This is a genomic window from Acidovorax sp. Leaf73 (assembly GCF_916855635.1).
In the GTDB taxonomy this organism is placed as follows: domain Bacteria; phylum Pseudomonadota; class Gammaproteobacteria; order Burkholderiales; family Burkholderiaceae_C; genus Acidovorax; species Acidovorax facilis.
Genome location: NZ_CAKASI010000005.1, coordinates 460810 through 474676, shown reverse-complemented (window position 1 = coordinate 474676; position 13867 = coordinate 460810). Strand labels below are relative to the sequence as shown.

Annotated in this window: 11 protein-coding genes and 2 pseudogenes; 4 read left to right on the top strand and 9 right to left on the bottom strand. The window is 60.2% G+C overall.

The window, feature by feature from the left end:
• Positions 1-92 precede the first annotated feature (92 nt).
• Both LPA35_RS18950 and LPA35_RS18945 read left to right on the top strand, forming a co-directional pair.
• Entirely contained in the window at positions 93-1106 is a 1014-nt protein-coding gene (locus LPA35_RS18950; protein ID WP_228898174.1) for an AraC family transcriptional regulator, read from the top strand.
• Positions 1107-1220: 114 nt separating this feature from the next.
• Positions 1221-2018: pseudogene (locus LPA35_RS18945) on the top strand (acyl-CoA dehydrogenase family protein); the annotation flags it as partial.
• A 73-nt stretch (positions 2019-2091) separates the two neighbouring features.
• Here the strand turns inward: LPA35_RS18945 and istB are convergent.
• Entirely contained in the window at positions 2092-2895 is an 804-nt protein-coding gene (gene istB, locus LPA35_RS18940; protein WP_015015105.1) for an IS21-like element ISThsp10 family helper ATPase IstB, read from the bottom strand.
• Positions 2885-4411 (bottom strand): IS21 family transposase, encoded by a 1527-nt coding sequence (gene istA / locus LPA35_RS18935; protein WP_228898173.1) that lies wholly within the window; start codon positions 4409-4411, stop codon positions 2885-2887. Before istA ends, istB begins: the two co-directional genes overlap by 11 nt.
• Positions 4412-5543: 1132 nt before the next feature.
• On the opposite strand from istA, the gene LPA35_RS18930 reads away from it, so the two are divergent.
• The gene (locus LPA35_RS18930; RefSeq protein WP_228898172.1) at positions 5544-6461 is read left to right on the top strand and encodes a LysR family transcriptional regulator; all 918 of its coding nucleotides are present in this window, start codon (positions 5544-5546) and stop codon (positions 6459-6461) included.
• Positions 6462-6719: 258 nt separating this feature from the next.
• Here LPA35_RS18930 and LPA35_RS18925 read toward each other — a convergent pair.
• From LPA35_RS18925 to LPA35_RS18900, 6 genes and pseudogenes are all read right to left on the bottom strand, one after another.
• Positions 6720-8168 (bottom strand): annotated as a pseudogene (locus LPA35_RS18925) (carboxylesterase family protein); the annotation flags it as partial.
• Positions 8169-8467: 299 nt separating this feature from the next.
• Positions 8468-8818 (bottom strand): TfoX/Sxy family protein, encoded by a 351-nt coding sequence (locus LPA35_RS18920; RefSeq protein ID WP_228898170.1) that lies wholly within the window; start codon positions 8816-8818, stop codon positions 8468-8470.
• Positions 8819-8970: 152 nt separating this feature from the next.
• Complete coding sequence (locus LPA35_RS18915) at positions 8971-9384, bottom strand: MmcQ/YjbR family DNA-binding protein (RefSeq protein ID WP_228898169.1); 414 nt, start codon at positions 9382-9384, stop codon at positions 8971-8973.
• A gap of 214 nt (positions 9385-9598) precedes the next feature.
• Positions 9599-10588, bottom strand: a complete 990-nt coding sequence (locus tag LPA35_RS18910) for a zinc-binding dehydrogenase (RefSeq protein ID WP_228898168.1) — start codon at positions 10586-10588, stop codon at positions 9599-9601.
• Between the two features lie 95 nt (positions 10589-10683).
• Positions 10684-11040 carry an MmcQ/YjbR family DNA-binding protein gene (locus tag LPA35_RS18905; protein WP_228898166.1) on the bottom strand — a complete coding sequence of 119 codons (357 nt, stop codon included), beginning with the start codon at positions 11038-11040 and terminating at the stop codon, positions 10684-10686.
• Positions 11041-11137: 97 nt separating this feature from the next.
• Positions 11138-11569 (bottom strand): nuclear transport factor 2 family protein, encoded by a 432-nt coding sequence (locus LPA35_RS18900; protein ID WP_228898164.1) that lies wholly within the window; start codon positions 11567-11569, stop codon positions 11138-11140.
• Positions 11570-11672: 103 nt separating this feature from the next.
• On the opposite strand from LPA35_RS18900, the gene LPA35_RS18895 reads away from it, so the two are divergent.
• A complete protein-coding gene (locus LPA35_RS18895) occupies positions 11673-12650 on the top strand; it encodes an AraC family transcriptional regulator (protein ID WP_228898162.1) in 978 nt (325 codons plus the stop codon).
• A gap of 336 nt (positions 12651-12986) precedes the next feature.
• On the opposite strand, the gene LPA35_RS18890 is transcribed toward LPA35_RS18895, so the two are convergent.
• Positions 12987-13769, bottom strand: coding sequence for an enoyl-CoA hydratase/isomerase family protein (locus LPA35_RS18890; RefSeq protein WP_228898160.1), 783 nt, complete (start codon positions 13767-13769; stop codon positions 12987-12989).
• Positions 13770-13867: the final 98 nt, after the last annotated feature.

The window sequence follows — 13867 nt, the reverse complement described above, 5'->3', positions numbered from 1 at the left end:
GCCTGGATGCCTGGGGGGTAGCTTAGACAGCCCGCACAGGCAGCCTCGCCAAGTTCTTTGCAAATCCTGCCAATGGGTTGGATAATTTGACCATGAAGCCCGCTGCCGCAGTTACGCCGATCGCGTTCGCTGATTCGATCATTCGTGCTTACAAGCGCTACGGAGTAGATCCACAACACGCTTTGCGCGCCGCACAAATACAGCCATCAATCCTGGCGCGACCCGAGGGGCGTATAACCGCCGATCAGCTGGAGGCCCTTACCGATATCGCAATGCGAGAGCTAGATGACGAGGCGCTCGGTTGGTTTTCTCGGCGCCTGCCCTGGGGCACCAACGGCATGTTGTGTCGCGCAGCACTGCCGTCGGCCAACTTGCGAGTGGCGTTGTCGCGCTGGTGCCGCCACTACGCGATGCTGATCAACGACGTCCGTCTCGAATTTCGTGTCGAGGCAGGCGTGGCCCAACTGAACGTCTATGAACAAGTGGACCTGGGACTTCAGCGAGAATTTTGCTTGGTAAGCACCTTGCGCAATATTCATGGCTTTGCCTGCTGGCTGATCGATTCGCGCATTCCGCTGGCAAGTGCAACGTTTCCGTTTCCTGAGCCTGTGCACTCCAAGGCCTACGACCTGATGTTTCGCGCGCCCGTGGCTTTTGCAGAGCACCACACAGGCTTCAGCTTTGATGCTGAGTACCTGAAACTTCCCATTCGCCGGGACGATCGCGACTTGCGCCAAATGTTGCTACGCCCCCTGCCACTGATCGTGCTGCAGTACCGGCGCGACCGGTTGCTGTCGCAGCGCCTTCGTGACCTGCTGCGCACCCGCAGCCTTGAGCTGTCGAATGCCGACGCATTGGCGTTCGAACTCAATCTGTCGACACGCAGCCTGTATCGGCATTTGGCGGAGGAGGGTGCCTCGCTGCAGCGCATTAAGGACGAAGTGCGACGGGAGGTAGCCACCCATCTCTTGACCCGATCACACAAATCGCTCAAGCAGGTGGCCGCCGCAGCAGGATTCAGCAATGAGGCAAGTTTCAACCGAGCATTTCGGCAGTGGACTGGCCATAGCCCTGGCGAGTACCGGCAATCCATGAGTGGCGGATAGAGCGAGCGAGGCCCGTTGAGGGCCTGACACAAATTGGAAGTACTTTGGCACTCATTGTTGTGATCATGGCGTTTACTCCGAAGGAGAAAAACCATGCGGCAAAGGAGACGCACAATGATTCAAGTGCCAGGACTCATGTTCGAACTTGGTGAAACCATCGCGAGTGCTGCGCGAAACGGTCCGCCACTTCGCCGCCAAAGAAATTGCAACCCACGCCGCCGCCATCGACCACGACAACCTCTTCCCCTCGGATCTGTGGAAGAAGCTCGGTGACCTGGGGCTGCATGGCATCACGGTCAGCGAGGAATACGGAGGCACGGCCTTGGGGTACTTGGCGCATATCGTCGCCCTGGAGGAGATTTCGCGCGCCTCGGCATCCGTGGGCCTCTACTACGCGGCCCACTCCAACCTTTGCATCAATCAACTACGTCGCAACGGCACAGCCGCACAGAAAGAACGTTACTTGCCCCACCTGGTCAGTGGTGAGCACGTGGGTGCATTGGCGATGAGTGATCTCAACGCAGGCTCGGATGTCGTGTGCATGAAGCTTCGTGCCGATAAGCTGGGGATCACTATCTGCTCAACGGCTCGAAGATGTGACTCACCAACGGGGGGGCGCCGAGACGCGAGTGGTCTATGCAAAGACCGACCCGGATGCGGGGCCGAAGAGCATTACCGCGTTCATCCTGGAGAGGGGTTTCAAGGGCCTTCCGAGGATTGCGAGGTGCCTGAGGAAAGCGTCCTCAGCGGTGTCACCAATGGAGTCAAGGTGCTGATGAGGGGGCTGGACTACGAGCGAGCGTTCTGACCGGCGGGCCGCTGGGGATCATGGCCGCCTGCATGGATGTCATACTGCCGTACGCTCACGATCGCAAGCAATTCGGCCATAGCACAGGCGAATTCCAACTCATCTGTTGATTTCCACGCAAACCTAACCCACCATTTCCATCTCGATCTGACCCACCCTGGTTCGTGAGCTTCACGCTCACGTTGTGGATAAGTTCTTGGTCGCCTTCTCCTTCTTGGTGGTCTGTGGTGGTTGCTGTGCGGAGCTGTTCTTGAACCTGTAGCTGTCGTTGCCGGTTTCCAGAATATGGCAGTGATGCGTGAGTCGGTCCAGCAGTGCCGTGGTCATCTTGGCATCCCCGAACACACTGGCCCATTCGCTGAAGCTCAGGTTGGTGGTGATCACAACGCTGGTGCGCTCGTACAGCTTGGACAGCAGGTGGAACAGCAAGGCTCCTCCTGACGTGCTGAATGGCAGGTAGCCCAGTTCATCCAGGATCACCAGATCGGCATAGGCCAACCGGTGGGCCAACTGTCCGGGCTTGCCGTTGGCCTTCTCCTCTTCCAGTGCATTGACCAGCTCCACCGTGGAGAAGAACCGCACCCTGCGGTGATGGTGCTCAATGGCTTGCACCCCGAGGGCTGTGGCGATGTGGGTCTTGCCCGTACCCGGGCCACCCACCAGCACCACGTTGTTGGCGTTCTCCAAGAATTCGCAGCGGTGCAGCTGGCGTACCAGTGCCTCGTTCACCTCACTGTGGCCGAAGTCAAACCCAGCCAGGTCCCGGTACGCCGGGAACCTGGCCACCTTCAATTGGTAGGCCACCGAGCGCACCTCCCGCTCGGCGGTCTCGGCCTTGAGCAGTTGGGACAGGATGGGCTGCGCTGCGTCGAAGGCCGGCGCACCTTGCTCAGCCAGTTCCGCAACCGCCTGGGCCATGCCGTGCATCTTGAGCTCGCGCAGCATGATCACGATGGAAGCGATGGCAGGGTCATGACGCATAGCGCACCTCCCTCAATTGGTCATAGCGAAGCACGTTGGCCTGGGGTTCTACCGCCAGCTTGAGGGCCTGGGGCGATGTGACCGGTGCTGGGGCGGGCTTGCCGTCCAGCAGGCGGTGGAGCACGTTCAGGATGTGGGTCTTGCTGGCAGCCCCTGACTCCAGAGCCAGTTCCACTGCGGCGAGCACAGCTTGTTCGTCGTGGTGCAGCACCAGAGCCAGAACCTCCACCATCTCTCGGTCGCCGCCTGGCTGCTTCAAGAGAGCGGCCTGCAGGCGCTTGAAGGCCACTGGCAGTTCCAGGAAGGGAGCGCCATTGCGCAATGCCCCGGGCTTGCGCTGCAGCACCGCCAGGTAGTGGCGCCAGTCATAGACGGTCTGCCCAGCGCCATGGTGGTTGCGCTCGATCAGGCGCTGGTGTTCACAGATGATCTGGCCTTCGGCAGCGACCACCAGGCGGTCCGCGTAGACCCGCAGGCTCACAGGCCGGTTGGCATACGGCGCTGGCACGCTGTAGCGATTGCGCTCGAAGTGGATCAGGCAGGTGGGCGAGACGCGCTTGGTGTGTTCCACAAAGCCATCGAAGGGCCGAGGCATCGGCATCAAGGTTGCCTTCTCTTGAGCCCAGACATCCGCGACGGAGCCAGCCAGCTTGCCATGCTCGATCTCGTGCCACAGGGCCACACAGCGCTCCTCAAGCCAGGCATTCAGATCGGGCAGGCTCGGGAATGGCGGCACCACCTGCCACAGGCGATGGCGGGCGTCGCGCACGTTCTTCTCCACCTGGCCCTTCTCCCAGCCCGAGGCCGGGTTGCAGAACTCGGCCTCGAACAGGAAGTGACTCACCATGGCCGCAAAGCGCGCATTGACGTCGCGCTTCTTGCCACGGCGCACGCGGTCTACGGCGGTGCGCATGTTGTCGTAGATGCCTCGGCGGGGCACACCGCCCAGCACGACGAACGCATGGTTGTGGGCATCGAACAGCATCTCGTGCGTCTGCAGAAGATAGGCACGCAGGTAGAACGCCCGGCTGTGGCTGAGTTTGAAGTGAGCCACCTGCAGCTTGGTGCGCACACCTGCGAGCACTGCCCAGTCCTCGCTCCAGTCGAATTGGAACGCCTCGCCGGGGCCGAAGGCCAACGGCACAAAGGTGCCGCGGCCGGTGGTCTGCTGGGCCACCAGGCGTTGTTCTTGCCAGAGACGGGCAAAGGCCGCTACGCGGTTGTAGGAGCCGGTATAGCCCAGCGCCTGCAGATCGGCGTACATCTGCTTGACGGTGCGCCGCTGCTTGCGGGATCGGCCGGCCTCCGTCTTGAGCCAGCCCGAGAGCTTCGATGCGAAGGGGTCGAGCTTGGAAGGACTGACCCGCTTGGCGTAGTGCGGCTCGGCCTCGCCTGCTCGTAGGTACTTGCGGATGGTGTTGCGCGAGAGGCCCGTGCGGCGGGCGATCTCCCTGATGGACAGCTGCTCTCGCAGGGCCCAGCGCCTGATGACACTCAGTGTTGCCACGTCTATCACTCCTGGTCTCCTGCTGCTCAACAAAGCAGCAGGTTAGGGTTAGTACGTGGGTCAGGTTTGGATGGAAATCCTGGGGGTTAGTGGGTCACTTCTGCGTGGAAATCAACAACCTCCAACTCAAATGCGGCAGAGGCACCCCAAGAAGAGCCTCCTCGGAAGCAACTGCGAGACTTGACCGACTCGGCGCAGCAGATTGAGAGGCGATGTTCGCCTCGTCATCCACGCCGACACCTACGCCTCGAAGACGGCGTTCAGCAAAGAAGGCCTCCTCCGCCAGAATCGATTCTTCCTGCAGCGCCTCAATAAGGTCCAGATAGGCTTCTTGCGCTTCTCGGCGAGGTCACTCAACGTGGACTGGCAAAAGCAAGTCGTTGATGGAATGGCTTTCAAGTCGGAGCGTGCTGTCGCCAACCCCACATTGACCATAAGCCAGCCGGTTTTGCACAAGTACAAACGCCTTGGAGCATGAGTCTGGCCATGGAGCGCCAAAGGCAGGGCGCCGTGCCTCAGGAAGGTTGCTGCGGGCACGATTGGACACGCGGGATTGAGTTCGCAGTCGAATTCTGCGATTCATGGCGCAGAGCACAGTAGAGAGGCCAGCGAAAAGGAGGCGGAAGAGCCGGCACGGAACCGCCCGCTGCGAGTCGTCGAATTCGAGACGATTAGGCAAGGCAATGATCCGATTGGGTGCATCCGAGATTGCGTACTGACATATCGTCTGTGACACCAGCCGAGCACCGGCTTCTCTTTTAGACGCCCACATCCATTGCAAAACACCGTGATAAGTCAGATCTCCCTCATTCCCTGCGCCAGCAGCAGCCTTGGCCACACGTGGCTTGCAGCTCACTCAACCCGGTATTCACTTTAATGGCGTGGAGGAGCGTAGCGACCAAATCCATACGAGACCAGCCCATCAACCTCGCTTGATTTTTGCTATTAGAACGAGACCAGTGCCGCCGAGCGAGATGTGAATTCAGCACGGTCGGTACGGCTGCTTCCCCTCATGCTTTGGTAGTTCCAAAGGTCTCACACTTTCCAATCAACACTATCTGCGTGCGTGGCGATCGCGTCAGGCAATGCTGCGCTGTCAATCACCACAAGCAAGTATTCAATGGTTAGCTAAGGAGAGCCTATGGACCAGATACAGGCGATGCGAATATTTGTGCGAGTGGTGGAGGCTGGCACATTCACGAAGGCAGCAGGCTCACTGAGCCTGCCGAAGGCGACGGTCACCAAGCATGTGCAGGGGCTGGAGGAGCGGCTGCGTGTAAAACTACTCAACCGCACCACGCGCCGTGTCACCGTGACCCCCGACGGCGCCTCCTACTATGAGCGCACGATACGCCTCTTGATTGACCTCGACGACATTGAAGCGAGCATGACCACCGCCCGCTCGAACCCACGCGGGCGGCTGCGCGTAGACGTGGGCGCATCCACAGCGCAGCTGCTCATACTGCCGAACATCGGAGAGTTTCATACACGCTTTCCCGACATCCAGGTGGACCTGGGCGTGAGCGATCGCATGGTGGACCTGATCAGCGACAACGTGGATTGCGTGATCCGCGGCGGCGAGCTGACCGACCAGTCTTTGGTGGCGCGACGCATCGGAAATTTCGAGTTCATCACCGTAGCATCGCCCGAGTACCTGGCGCGCTACGGCACACCGACGCATCCACTGGCGATCGAAGAAAACCACAACATCGTGGTCTATTTCTCGCCAAAGACCGGGCGCCACTATCCCCTGGAATTCCGAAAGGGCGAGGAGTCGATCAGCATCAGTGGGCCCTATAAAGTTAGCGTCAATGAAAGCAATGCCTATGTGACGGCGGCCGTCTCGGGCCTGGGCATCGCCCAGATCACAAGCGATCAAGCCATGCACCACCTCGAGAACAAGACACTGGTGCGCATTCTTCCCGAGTGGACTCAACCTCTGCTGCCGATCTACGTGGTGTATCCGCCGAACCGCCACCTGAGCGCCAAGGTACGCGCGTTTGTGGACTGGACGGCAGAACTGACGCAGCGTAGCCCCCACCTGCAGCGCGCTACTTGAACGGTGCGTGGCCGAACCATCGGCCTGCCCGCTGCCCAAAGGAGTGTAGATACGGCGGTATCCGAAGGATGAGGGCTTTTTGGTCCGCTCGGACACGACCTAACGAGAACCAGTGCTCGCGATCGCGTAAGAGGACAGCAGGCAGGTCTGCTGGGACTCGTTCCCTTGGTGGAGTCGCGTTGCAGCCGACCCCTGGCACGGCGCTGGCATCGCCTGCCGATCCGCCCGCCCCCCCCGCTCACGTCCTTTTGGAGCAGCTCAGGTCCGTTCGATGCCCGCGAAGGTGCGCAGGACCTCGGCCGCATGGGCGGTAGGGTCGTACGGCGGGTTTCCGATGCCGTGTGAGGTAGGTTCCGTGGTGACGGAGTTCCAGAGCCGGTCGTGATTGCCTGCGGCGAAGTCGAGAAGGGCGTTGCGGACAAAGGTGTCCCGGCTGGCTTGCTCGTCGCTTTGTCCGGGGCGTTGCTGGCCAACGATGCCGTACATCTCGGTGCCGTGTACCGCGTGCGCACCCTCGACAGGGCCCACGGTGAGTAGGCGGGCGTTTCCGCCAGCGGCGGCGTGGGCGAGCGCCGCACGGGCGGCGGGAAGGGTGAAAAAATAATCCGTGAAGAGTGCCCCGCGGACCTCGACCGGAGTGCGACCGTTGACGTCGTAGGCGGCAACGATGCGCCGGGCGCGGCTGCGGGGGATGCGCGACTTCTTGACGAGCTCGTCGACCAAGTTGTCGATGCTGCCCGGGTCGAATTTTTGGGACGCGTTAAGGACCCACCAGTCCGCCTCGTTCGTCGCCGTGCTGAAGAGGACGTCGACGTCGCGGTGACGCCCGGATGCGAGGACACACAGCGGCGTCTCGGCGAGAACGGCCCCGGTCTGAAAGTGGTCGTTCACGATGCCGATCGTCGTGTTGTCGATGCCGTGTCGGTCGCCGATGTCGCGCGGACTCACCTTGATGAGTGTCTCGGCGAGGAGCTTCGCATCCAGAGTGAGCAGTTGTTCAGGATCGTCCGCAATGCCGAGTTCGGTGAGGAGCGTGATCGCGAGTTCTTCAGCCCACCAGGCCGGAACGATCCGGGATGCTCCACCGGAGAACGCGGCGAGGCGCTGGTAGAGGCCGTCGGCGGCCGGCGCGGCAAGGAGCGCAATCGTGGAGTAAGCGCCGGCGCTGTGACCGGTGACGGTGACGTTCTGCGGGTCGCCGCCGAAGCGGGCAATATTCTGCCGCACCCATCTGAGCGCGGTGATGATGTCCTGCAGGCCGAGGTTGGTGGCGTCCGCGAACGCCCCCCCGTACTGGGAGAGCGAGAGCCACCCGAACGGGCCAAGCCGGTAGTTCAGGGACACCCCAATGGCGCGCCCGGTTGCGGCGAGACCGGAGGCATTCGAGGTTGTCTGGGTATTCGCGCCGAGTTCGAAGCCGCCGCCGAAGATATAGACGACCACGGGGAGCAGTTCGTCGCCAACGTCTTCAGGTACCCAGACGTTCAGGTTCAGGCAGTCCTCGCTCAGGCAGTTGTCGGCCTCGAGCCAGCTCGTGTCGCCGGCTTGCATCGGGGCCGGCCCCTTCTGGTCGTAGGGCAGGTCCGGGTTGAAGGGCAGCAGGCTGGGGCGGCGAAAGCGTTCTGCGGTAGCGTAGGGGATACCCAGCCAGGATCGGATCGAGTGGGCAGCGGTGTTAGCGTTAGTCATGTGTTCAGTCCTTCCAGTGCGCGCGTGAAGTTGACGATCGGATCGTCACGAGGCTTGTGATGCGCCGAGTTACCCTGGGGAGAAACTCGCCACGCTTTCCGAAAGAGCTGATCGATGGCTGCAAGAATGCAGCCAGCGTCTTTCCAGAGTGTGCCGACGCGATCATTAGTACGTCTTTGCTGGTGCCGACGGCCGCATCGGCCGCTGCCTGCAAGGCCGTGGCAGATGGGAGTGCCTCGTTGAGCCAAGGGCGTGGCTGGCACAAATTGTTGGAGCGAACAGCTTGCAGTGACTTTCGATAGCGCCACCCTCGCCGATCACCCCTTAGCACTTTTGACCGCCGCGCGGTAGGCCCGCTCAGCCCACCGCTGCAGTTGTTCATGATCCTCTACCACGTCGGCGGGCACTTCCCAATAGGACTTCAGCGCACGCTCTTCTCCTTCGCTCTCGTAACCCAGGGCATGGGAGCCTGCGGCGTCGTATTTCTTGCGCGAGTCGTCATCAACCTTGAAGTAGATGCCTCCATGCCAAGCCATGGCAAAGACATGATCTTGCCGATAGAGTGCAACGGCACCGAATAGAGGCCGTGTCGTGATCTTTGCCCAGGACGAAAGCTGATCTACGTAGTGATCTGCAAATGCTTGGGTCTTCTGGGATTGCTGGGTCATTGCTGGGTTCCTTTTGCAGAGATGGCTTTTCCGGCGCAGCCGAGCCCAAGATTGGGGTCCAAAGCTCAACAGGATCGATACGTCGATGCTGCTCAGGTGATGCGCCTAGGCGCCAAGCACCTCGATAGTTGGAATCATTCTCTGGGCCTCGCTCACGCCGTGTCCTTCTTTGGCCTGTCCCGCACCGGCATCGTTTCGATGACCAACCTATAAGAGGTCTTGACCAGTTCAGTGATCAACTGCGAGGTAATGCCCCGACCCGCGCCGATGGAGATCCAGTGTCCCTTGTCTAGGTAGCGTCCAAAAGTCACCGTTTGGAAGTGATCGCGCAGCGCACTCGCATGGTCTGGATCGGCTTTTAGTGTGATGATTCTCTCGTCGGGATCATCGGTCACGATCATGAAAACTCTGTCGCCGACCTTGTACACGTCCAGCTTTTGCACGAACGGGCGGCCACGGCTTACGCCTGGCAGCGATGCCGCAACTTCTCGAGCCAGCGTCTGAAGCCGGCGCTGCGAAAGGCTTCTTGTGCCTGCCCTCTGGTCGCCGGAATCGCGCACGTTCATATAAACGCCTTTCTCCATGATCCCGTGTGACCCGAGTGTTTTCGTCCGAGGAGCGCCTTGGCGCTGCTCCATGCGTCTTTTGCCAGGAGGTTGTCCTTCCCAATTTCAGCACCCAAATCCTTCATTCCGACGGCAATGCAGGTTTCGTGACAAGACGCGCGTCAGGACTGCTTCACCACCGGAGACCCAGCGGCCTGAGTATCGTCCTTGTCGTTTAGTCGAGCACGACGACATGCTTGCCTGGTGTGTTGCCGGCCTCCAGATCGGATTGCGCATCGCGCACGCCTTCCAACCCTTGATAGACTTTGGCGACGCTGACCTTCATCCGTCCCGCAGCGATGGCTTCGAGCTGGCTGTTGAACACATTGGCAGGAAGATCAGTCGCCCTACCCCCGTAGCAGGTCAGCCGGACGCCGAATGGAATGACGGAGAACGGGTCAAAATCAGGGATCGTCCATTGGTCGCCCAGAGCCCCGGTGAAGCAGGTGATTCCATGAACGCGGACCGCCTTCAGTGTGTCGGGCAAAACGCCACAGCCGACAAGCTCAAGGGCGGCATCGACGCCCTCGGGAATGATCTTACGCACGGCGTCAGCGATGTTCCCGCCATCGACGACCACATGACGAACGCCGACGTTGCGTAGCATCTCGGCCCGTTCGGAATTGCGTGTCGTGGAAATCACCGTGGCGCCCATGGCCGCTGCAATGGTCGCGGCCGACAGTCCTACCGTGGAGGTTCCGCCCCGGATCAGCAGCGTTTGGCCCGCTTTCAGATCAAGCCCCTTGGTCAGAGACCCATAGGCCGCCTGGAACATTTCCGGCAAGGCGCCGACGACGTCCCATGGCAGGTCCGTATCGAACGGAATGACCTGGCCGACCGGCACGACGACATACTCGGCATAGGAGCCATCAAACGACCGCCCCATGCCGCCCATCATGGTGGCGACCTTCTGTCCCGGCTTCAGATCACTGTCAGCGGGCGCTTCATCAACCTCGCCGACGCACTCGATTCCGGGAATGCGCGGCAAGGTGACATCGGGGGAGGACAGCCCTTTGCGGGTGGTGACTTCGGATTCATTAACCCCGAAGGCCCTGATCCGGATCCGCACCCAGCCGGGTTTGATTTCCTGGACGCGATGCTCCTCCAGAACGAGGTTTCCGACTGGCCCGGGTTTGGAAAGGACGATTGCTCGCATCGTTTTCATGATGAGCTCCTCAATAGACAGGTCTTGAGCCGGCCTGCCTGACCCCTCCAAAGTCGGACGCTGCAGCTTTGGGTGGGTATGCGTCAGCGCCGGGGCTATTTGGTGAGTTCGTAGCTCTCATCGAGAAGGGCAAGGACCTCTTCCTTCGATACCGAGCCGTCAAGAACGGCAGTGAGCCAGTGTTCCTTGTTCATGTGATAAGCCGGCCGGAAGCCGGGTCTGGTCTTGAGGTCCTCGACCTTCGCCGGATGGCATTTAATGTCGAGGACATCGACCTCGCCTTCGCCTTTCAGTCCCAGCTTGCCTCTGGAGACGTTCATCAACAGCCCGAACCATTTGTCATCATCTGAATGACGTAGCACTGCATAACGGCGGTACTTCTCGAAAGGGTAATCTGGCTTGGCGTTGTACTTCTTTTCGGCGTAGTCGAAGATTTCAGAACGTTTGATCATGATCGATCTCCGTTAGTTAGAAACGTCGTCATGTGTCGGGTGAAGGCCGCTCTCGCCGCTACCGCCGGAAAAGTGCAGAACAGAATTGCCCACTAAACTAGGATGCGGTGGCGACGGTCATCGACTTCGTCAGCCCCCAGTTCGAATGCACGATGCGCCACGCGCCCGCGATCTTGCGGTAGACCTCTGTCGCGTTCCAGGCGCGTAGCAATTGCTCTGCGCCGTTGGCATCCGCGATATAGGTGCGCAGGTTGTAGCTCAGTACGGCCAAGTCACCTGCCTCGCTGGTGATCACGTGTGGATTGAGATACTCACTGCGCACAATATGCGGGTTCTTGTACAGCTTTTGGATGTGATCGACGACGGCATCGCGCCCCACGAGCAGGCACTCGAGAGCAGGATCAAAGTAGCTGATGTCCTGATGGTAGTTGTCTAGATAGCCGCGGTTGTCCCCTGCGCTCCACCGCTCATTCAGCGAGCGCTCCAGCTCAAACACTTCCTGCGTGATCTGTTGAAGATTGGTGCTCATCGCCGTATCCTTGTTGCTCATAAAATGACATTTTTTCGCACCCCAGGCAAAACATAAAGGCAGAAAGTGGCATTTATCTGATACTTTTCGGACAACATCAGTCGTGACGACGCTCGAGCTGGTTGTATGGGGAGTAAATGAAATGACGGAAATATCAAGGAATCAGATCCATGAAATTCGTTATCGGCCCGAAGGTTCGTACCCCTATGGTCTGGAGGTGTTCCGAGTCTCAGACTTGCGTCGAAGGACGAGCCAAGAAGGCATGCGCCGGACGTACGGCTATACCTTCTACATGTTGATACTCGTGACCGAGGGTCAGAGCAATCAAATGCTGGACTTCGAGCCCTGCTTAGGCGCGGCTGGAAGTCTGCTCATGGTTCGCCCTGGGCAGGCGCATAACTTTGGAGAGAGCGAAGATTGGGATGGCTGGATACTCTTGGTGCGTCCGGATTTTCTTTGGCCCGCGTCATCGCGTGAGGACCTTCGCTCGGGATTCGATATAGAGCGCTTTCCAGCCTGCATCCATATCGATGCCATGGGCCTGGAGCGTGCAGAATCCGTCATCCAATGGATGAGGAAGGACGCGGCGTGCAATGACGAAAGCAGTTCAGAGCATCCGCCGCATGACCTGGGCCGATCTACGCAATTTGTCGAGGACATGCAGTCTCATCTGCGATATGGCTTTTATGCGCTGGTTTCATGGCTTGCCATTACCTACAGGAACACGCACTTTGATGATCAGCGGAGGCGACCGACTCTAATGCGTTTCCATCAGTTCAAGGACTTGGTAGAGCAGCATTTCGTCGAATGGAAAAGCGTCTGTACCTACGCGAGGGAAATGGGGTGCACCGAGAGAAGCCTCACGCGTGCCGCCCTCGATGCGGAAGGCATCAGTGCAAAGGAATACGTCTTACGACGGCTTGGTCTAGAGGCGAAGCGTCTCCTGATACATGCGGATTGGCCCGTAGGGGTTATTGCCGATCATCTCGGCTTCCAGGAGGCCACGCATTTCAGCAAATTCTTCCGGCGCATTGCCGGATGCACGCCTCAGCAGTTCCGATCCGTGAATGGACATGAATGACACGGGCGCTATTAATAGCACGCCAGATCGAGCTGCACAGACTGTTGACAGTGAAGGTCGGCGTCTCGACTTCGCAACCGGCGTCAATGGTGGCCACACTGCTGAGGCAGCGTCCTCTTCACGCCGCGGGCATAACGCCATGGCCAATGGCGTCGGCGGCGCTCTAGGGCGGCTTTCACGGGCCGTGGCGGCTAGTTGGTGTTGGGTACGTACTTGAGCGCCTCACCGAAGGTGCCAATGGCGGTGCGGGCAGTTCAGACCACAAAGATGTCGCGTGAGGTCGTTAGCCGACGTACCGGGATCAGGAATCGAAAGTAAGTGCAACTCCAGGCGGACTTAGCGACCGGTGAAAGACGGCGTCTTCCGATTTCGGAAAGCTTCAACACCGATGCGGAAGTCGTCGCTGACAGCACAGGCCTGAAACGCGGCCGCCTCGGCGTCGAGTTGGTCCGCAAAGTCGCGGTTCTGGGAGCCGCGCATCAACCGGCGCAGGTGACCCAATGCCAGGGTTGGGCCGCTGGCCAACCGGTGGGCCAGCGCTAACGCCTCGACCTCAAGCTCTGCGGCCGGCACCACACGGTTGATCAAGCCCATGCGCTCAGCGGCGTCAGCATCGTACGTGTCGCAAAGTAACGCCAGCTCTAGAGCGCGTCTGAGCCCCACCCGGCGTGGCAGAGCCCAGGATGCGCCGACGTCGCAGCTGGCGCCGATATTCGCGTACGCGAGGTTGAAGCGTGTACCAGCGGCGGCCAGCACGAAGTCGGCCTGAAGCATCAGGCTCAGCCCCGCCCCGGCCGCTACGCCATGGACCTGCGCTATGAGCGGAGCGTTCATGGTGTCCAGTACACGCACTGCCTCATGCAGAGGTCCGATCAGCTCTGCCGCACCAAGCTGCGGATCGGCGCCGAGCACAGCTAGGTCGCCGCCGGCCATGAATCCTTTCCCAGCGCCGCGCAGGATGATGGCGCGCACGCTCGCGTCGGCGGCCAGTTCGCGCGCGGCGCTGAGGAGCGCTCGCGCCATAGCCGGATCGATGGCGTTGAGGGCCGACGGCCGGTTGAAGCAGATGGAGGCTACCGCGCCGTCGCGCTCGAGCAAGAGGGGAATATCAGTGGTCATGATGGGCTTTCTGGTCGGAAAAAGTGCCACGCGATGAGCAAGCTACCTTGTCGCATCTGACCGTCGTGCCAACAGGTGACTCGGACTCCCTGGTCCGC

Bases quoted from the DNA above. Each gene is read 5' to 3' on its own strand.
- LPA35_RS18900 (WP_228898164.1), bottom strand. From the start codon at position 11,569: ATGAGCACCAATCTTCAACAGATCACGCAGGAAGTGTTTGAGCTGGAG.
- istB (WP_015015105.1), bottom strand. From the start codon at position 2,895: ATGCGTCATGACCCTGCCATCGCTTCCATCGTGATCATGCTGCGCGAG.
- LPA35_RS18930 (WP_228898172.1), top strand. From the start codon at position 5,544: ATGGACCAGATACAGGCGATGCGAATATTTGTGCGAGTGGTGGAGGCT.
- LPA35_RS18890 (WP_228898160.1), bottom strand. From the start codon at position 13,769: ATGACCACTGATATTCCCCTCTTGCTCGAGCGCGACGGCGCGGTAGCC.
- LPA35_RS18915 (WP_228898169.1), bottom strand. From the start codon at position 9,384: ATGAACGTGCGCGATTCCGGCGACCAGAGGGCAGGCACAAGAAGCCTT.
- LPA35_RS18910 (WP_228898168.1), bottom strand. From the start codon at position 10,588: ATGAAAACGATGCGAGCAATCGTCCTTTCCAAACCCGGGCCAGTCGGA.
- LPA35_RS18920 (WP_228898170.1), bottom strand. From the start codon at position 8,818: ATGACCCAGCAATCCCAGAAGACCCAAGCATTTGCAGATCACTACGTA.
- LPA35_RS18905 (WP_228898166.1), bottom strand. From the start codon at position 11,040: ATGATCAAACGTTCTGAAATCTTCGACTACGCCGAAAAGAAGTACAAC.
- LPA35_RS18950 (WP_228898174.1), top strand. From the start codon at position 93: ATGAAGCCCGCTGCCGCAGTTACGCCGATCGCGTTCGCTGATTCGATC.